Annotated in this window: 5 protein-coding genes; 2 read left to right on the plus strand and 3 right to left on the minus strand. The window is 58.9% G+C overall.

The window, feature by feature from the left end; translation table 11 throughout:
- Nucleotides 1–96: 96 nt before the first annotated feature.
- A complete protein-coding gene (locus tag AB5Y97_RS10990; protein WP_368157881.1) occupies nucleotides 97–1,218 on the plus strand; it encodes an amino acid permease in 1,122 nt (373 codons plus the stop codon).
- 66 nt (nucleotides 1,219–1,284) lie between these two features.
- Here the strand turns inward: AB5Y97_RS10990 and AB5Y97_RS10995 are convergent, their stop codons facing one another.
- The gene (locus tag AB5Y97_RS10995; RefSeq protein WP_058056332.1) at nucleotides 1,285–1,923 is read right to left on the minus strand and encodes an exopolysaccharide biosynthesis protein; all 639 of its coding nucleotides are present in this window, start codon (nucleotides 1,921–1,923) and stop codon (nucleotides 1,285–1,287) included.
- A gap of 251 nt (nucleotides 1,924–2,174) precedes the next feature.
- Between AB5Y97_RS10995 and AB5Y97_RS11000 the strand changes: the two genes are divergently transcribed.
- On the plus strand, nucleotides 2,175–2,798 hold the full coding sequence (locus AB5Y97_RS11000; protein WP_279489132.1) for an outer membrane beta-barrel protein: 624 nt from the start codon (nucleotides 2,175–2,177) through the stop codon (nucleotides 2,796–2,798).
- Between the two features lie 90 nt (nucleotides 2,799–2,888).
- Here the strand turns inward: AB5Y97_RS11000 and AB5Y97_RS11005 are convergent, their stop codons facing one another.
- Both AB5Y97_RS11005 and AB5Y97_RS11010 read right to left on the minus strand, forming a co-directional pair.
- On the minus strand, nucleotides 2,889–3,812 hold the full coding sequence (locus tag AB5Y97_RS11005; RefSeq protein WP_181223428.1) for a GGDEF domain-containing protein: 924 nt from the start codon (nucleotides 3,810–3,812) through the stop codon (nucleotides 2,889–2,891).
- Between the two features lie 94 nt (nucleotides 3,813–3,906).
- Nucleotides 3,907–5,175, minus strand: a complete 1,269-nt coding sequence (locus AB5Y97_RS11010; RefSeq protein WP_041206016.1) for an IS4-like element ISAeme4 family transposase — start codon at nucleotides 5,173–5,175, stop codon at nucleotides 3,907–3,909.
- Nucleotides 5,176–5,276 lie beyond the last annotated feature (101 nt).

Raw genomic sequence — 5,276 nt, forward strand, 5'->3', positions numbered from 1 at the left:
TTTTACTTTGGCGAGCATAAGGGTACCACCAATCATCAGTTGGCCACCTCTCGCCATTCATCCATGAGTGTCGCACTTATTATCTGAATTCCCGTTTTGCTGTTTATTTTATTGCTGGCTTTTCCGCTCTCTTATTATTCCCATCGGGCATTGAGCCGCTTTGTGCTCTCCAGCTCCCACAAGGAGGGGGATATCACCCATGTGGTGGAGGAGCACTTCGGAGCCAAGGCGGGCAAGCTGTTGATGCTGGTCTATCTGATGGCCTTCTACCCCATCATTCTGGTCTACAGCATCTCCATCACCAACGCGATCCAGAGCTTCGTTGTTCACCAGCTGGGGGATGCCGAGCTTCCGCGCGGCTTGCTGGTGCTGGGGGTGATGCTGGGCCTGCATCTGGTGCTGCTGGCCGGCAAACAGATCGTGGTGTCGGCCATCAGCGTGTTGGCACTGCCGATGGTTGCCTTTCTGATTGGCCTCTCCATCTATCTGCTGCCCCAGTGGAGCCTCTCCTATTTCAGCGAGAGCCAGGCGGTGGATTGGCGGGATCCGGCGTTCTGGAAATCCCTCTGGCTGATCGTGCCGGTGATGGTCTTCTCCTTCAGCCATGCGCCCATTATCTCCTCCTTCAGCGCGGCGCAGAAAAAGCGCTGTCAGGAGAGTGCCGACCTGCGCGCCAAGCGGATCATCAAGTGCAGCAGTATGCTGATTTGCGGCAGCGTGCTCTTTTTCGTGGTGAGCTGCGTGATGAGTCTGAGTCAGGCCGAGATGGCGCTGGCCCGCACCGACAATATCTCCGTGCTGTCGGCGCTGGCGAACAAGTTCTCCAATCCGCTGATCGCCTATGTGGGGCCGCTCATCGCCATTCTGGCCATGTCCAAATCCTTCCTCGGCACATCCATGGGGGTGAGCGAGGGGACGGTGAGCATGGTGAGCGGTGCCTGTCAGGGGCTGGGCCTCTCTCTCAAGGAGTCAACCATCGCCCGGGTGTCATCGGTGATCCTGTTTATGGTGACCGCCGTCATCACCTATCTGAACCCCAATGTGCTCGACATCATCGAGCGCGTCAGTGGCCCGCTGATCGCGGTGATCCTGTTTCTGCTGCCGGCCTGCTCCATCTATCGCTTGCCCGCACTCAAGCGTTATCGCGGGCCGAGTACCCTTTTTGTGTTGGTGATGGGGCTGCTTGCCATCTCGGCCCTTATCTACGATCTGCTTTGACCGGGCGGTATCCCGCACAAATCAAAAAGGGCGACCATCTGGTCGCCCTTTTTCTGTGCATCGGGGTTAGCCGAGCAGGCCGCTGGCGCTCTGGCCTGCCATCAGCAAGCCGATGGCCAGCACGCTGAACCAGACCAGGGTTGCGCTTACCAGCAGATAGCCGCTGGCGACGAACAGACCATCCCGCTGCAACATGCCGGTGGCCAGCAGCAGGATGGCCCAGGCAGGCATGGCGTTGGTGAACGGGATGGCGCCCAGGGGCAGCATCAGCAGCAGGGCGGCCAGCATGATCAGCAGGCCGTTGCAGCGGTTGACCGTGTTGCTGCCGGTCAGCACCAGCAGGCGCGGGCGGATAACGCGATCGACCCGGGCCAGCAGATCCGCCCCCTTGTGCAGGGTCGGCTTGAGCTGGTCGGCAGCGAAGCGGCGCTCCATCAGCATGGCGGGCAGCCAGGGCACCCGATTGAGGGTGATGCCGATCCCGATAAAGAGGATCAACAGGCCAAACGGGGTGCTGACCCCGGGAATGGAGACCGGCAACAGGAAGGGGACGGTGAGCAGCACGCAAAACAGCAGCATGCCCTGCTCACCCACCAGCGCGAGCATCTGGCGCAGGCTGATGTGGCTCTCGTCGATGGCATGCGCGGTGGCCCGCAGGGTATCCGCGAGGGTAGTTTTGGGGTCGTTGAGTTGCGCGGCAACCATTCCCTGATGTCCTTCTGAGTGGTGATGACAGGTCCCTATGACCCGCTTTGGCGCCAGCATACGTGGCAGAGGTTAACCGTCGATGAATGGTGGCAGGGGGGCATAGGGGTGCCAGTGGGGCGGCTCGGCGGAGGTTCTGGCGAGAGGGACATCGCGCGATGAAAGTGATCCGGTACAGCCGCCGTTTAGGATGGGCCTAGGACGCCTCTGGTATGCTTTCTGCACAATCACACAGGGAGCAGGGGATGATGATGAAGAGAGCCGGGATAGTGATGATGGGGCTGTTGCTGCCACTGGGGCAGGCCTGGAGTAGCGAGGCCGCGACCACATCCGGTTGGCAGGTGACGCCATTTTTCGGCTACAGCTCAGCCATCGACTTCGAGAAGAGTGACGAGGTGGTGCAGCCGGTGCCGGTCTCGGCTTCGCTCGCTTCACTGCAGGGGCAGGGCTCCGGCAGCTGGGGCCTCTTTATCAGCAAGGAGGTGGATGATCCCGGTATGATCGAGCTGCTCTACAGCCACCAGTCCACCACCCTCTCTCCCGACCAGCCGGATCGCCTGACGGTCGATACCCTGCACTTTTCCGGTGCCTTGACCCTCTCTGACAACCTGATGGCGCCCTATATCGGTGCCGGGATCGGGGTGACCCGCTTTGCCGCCTACGACAGCGAGGTGACCCCTTCCATGTCGCTGGCGCTTGGGGTGCAACCGCGCCTCGCCGAGCATCTGGCGCTGCGGGCCGAGGTGCGCGGTTATGGCTCGCTGGTCAACGACAACAACCAGTTTCTCTGCAACCCGGAGCAGTGCGTGTTCAAGGTGCGCGGGGAGCTGGTAACCCAGTGGCAGGCCAATATCGGTCTTACCTTCCGCTTTTAGGCGAGGGGATTTTCCCTATGAAACAGGGGCCCTTGGGCCCCTGTTTCAGCAGCAATCTTCCGCAGTGACCGGTAATCAATCGGTAGCTCTTCACGCCTCCTTGTTAGTCGGCGTCGCCCATACCGCGCAGTTTCTGCCCGCCTCCTTGGCGCCATAAAGCGCCTGATCCACCCGCTTGAACAGCGAGACGGCCGGTTCCTTGGGCTCGCGGACTCCCACTCCCAGGCTGACCGTCATGGTATGGGCCGGGTCGGGGGCTATGGTGCGGGTCGCAGTGAGCAGGGTGTTGGCCAGTTGCTGCAGCTCGGCTTCGTGGGCGACGGGCAGCAGCAGGGCAAACTCTTCACCCCCGACACGGGCCGCCAGCGCACCGGGCGGGCAGTGCTGTTGCAACAGCTCGCCAAACTGCTGCAACACCCGATCCCCGATATCGTGGCCGTAGTTGTCATTGATCACCTTGAAGTGATCGAGATCCAGCAGGATGAGGGCGTGGCAAATCCCCTGCTCCAGAAACAGCTGCTGATGAAAATAGCGCCGGTTTGGCAGCCGGGTCAGATCGTCGAACAGCGCTTGTTGTCTGAGCTGGGTATTGATGTGGAAGAGGTGGTGCATGGTGCTCAGGATACCGATGCTGCTTAGCAGGATGCCGCTGGAGCGCAGCAGATCCTCGGCATAGATGGCGAGCCAGAGTGGCTGCGCCACCAGCTCATCCATGATGTCGGCGGTGGCCCCCATGATCCACAACATCAGACCGCAGGAGAGCATGCGGTAGGTGTGGGTGGGCAGGTGGGCGCACTGCACTACCCAGAACAGGAACAGCATGGTGAGCCAGTTGATCACCTCGAAGCCAAAGCTGACGGCGTAAAAGCGCTCGTAGGGGAAGTGGGGCAGCAGCAACAGATGAAGGGCCATGATGGCCAGCATCACTATCCCCAGCAGCGCGATGTGGGCGCGATGCTCCCGGTCGAGATGACGGTAGTGGGAGAGGCTGATGTCGAGACGATCGAACTGCATGGTGTTCCTCGGATTGGGCCTGCCATCAGGTTGCAAACAAGGGGCTGTGTAATGGCATGCCGTGGTCGGATAACAGGAAATCATATACAGGACCTTAAGAAAACACTTCATTTGAAATTCCTTCTAAGGTCCTGTTCTGTATCGATTTTCGCTGCTTGGTTCGACGGGCATTTTTCGCCAAGTAAACGGCAGCCCATTCCAGACGCTCTCTTATTTCCACCAACACCCGATGAGCCACCGCTTCCAATAACGGGAACCACCAGGTTCCGCTATTTTTCGCCGCTTTCAGTGTGGATAAACCGTCCCCCATCAGCGTCTGAGCTACCCGTCTTTTCATCACCAGCGACAACAGGCTGGCCCACACCAGCCCCTCGGCAATGGCTTTCTGACCTGTCACAAAGCCCTTGAGCCGGTTGTGCGACTTCCACTCCTTAAACAGCAGCTCCACCTGCCAACGACAGCGGTACAGGCTCATCACCCGCTCTGCTGGCCATGCCTCTCGTGGCAGATTGGTCATCCAGATACAGAACCGTTTCTCCTCGGCAAACCAGCGTCGGATCAGCCGATACTCGAACTTGCCCGATTTCACCACCATATCCAGTACCTCTGCCCGACAGTGCCGCCGTCCAGCATCCTTGAGTGACAGGCCCGCCAGCTTCGGCACTTCCCGTTCGTCACCGCGCCATGCCCGGATAATCTTCGGGTTCAGGCTCTTACTACCCCTGACCAGATAGAAACCGCCCGCCTCGTTTAGTTTCGCAAAGTAGGCCATATCGATGTAACCCGCGTCCGCCAACAGCAGGCTGTTATTGAGCCGCTCGGGCTCAGGCAGGAACTGGCGCTCTGACGCCGTATCGGCAGAGACCTGCATGCAAACTGGACTTTGCTCCAATAGAGACATGAGCATATGACACTCGATTGCCGCCGGGCTAATGGTCTTGAACCTTCCCGGAAACACTTCGGCCAGGCTTTTGTGGACGGCAAAGGAAGTACCATCCTGCAACAACACCTGTTTGAATGCGCCAAGGGATGCAGTCTTCATCTGTTGGCCGATACGCAAGGCGATAGCCCGTTCAACCAGCGCCTTCATGAACAGGGCGAACGACGCTTTGCGCAACTGGTTGTGAAAGGGCTTGTAGGAAACCTGATGGGCATCAACCAGTTGCAAGGCATTGAAATGATGGTGCAATCCAGCGATACCATCGACCTGGTCGCAGCCAAGTGCCCGCAAGAGTGCAGTCACCAGCATGGCAGGCGTAATGGCTCGTTTGCGCAAGCAAAATTGGCAGTCACGGGCAATGCGGTCGAGTTCGGCAGGAGAGAGAAGTTGCTCAAGATAGTGGTTGGCATCGATAATGGTCATGGCTTCGTGCGTGGCGGTTTTGTTTGGCGATAAAATCAGATCACAATCGAAGCCATTTTTATATCTATTTCAATTGGTTGCTGCTAAAGATCCTGTACATG

The sequence above is a fragment of the Aeromonas sp. R10-2 genome (assembly GCF_040908445.1).
GTDB classification, from domain to species: Bacteria; Pseudomonadota; Gammaproteobacteria; order Enterobacterales; family Aeromonadaceae; genus Aeromonas; species Aeromonas veronii.

What these genes read in the sequence shown, in the direction of transcription:
- AB5Y97_RS10995 (WP_058056332.1), bottom strand. Translation starts at nt 1,923, where the DNA reads ATGGTTGCCGCGCAACTCAACGACCCCAAAACTACCCTCGCGGATACC.
- AB5Y97_RS11000 (WP_279489132.1), top strand. Translation starts at nt 2,175, where the DNA reads ATGAAGAGAGCCGGGATAGTGATGATGGGGCTGTTGCTGCCACTGGGG.
- AB5Y97_RS11010 (WP_041206016.1), bottom strand. Translation starts at nt 5,175, where the DNA reads ATGACCATTATCGATGCCAACCACTATCTTGAGCAACTTCTCTCTCCT.
- AB5Y97_RS11005 (WP_181223428.1), bottom strand. Translation starts at nt 3,812, where the DNA reads ATGCAGTTCGATCGTCTCGACATCAGCCTCTCCCACTACCGTCATCTC.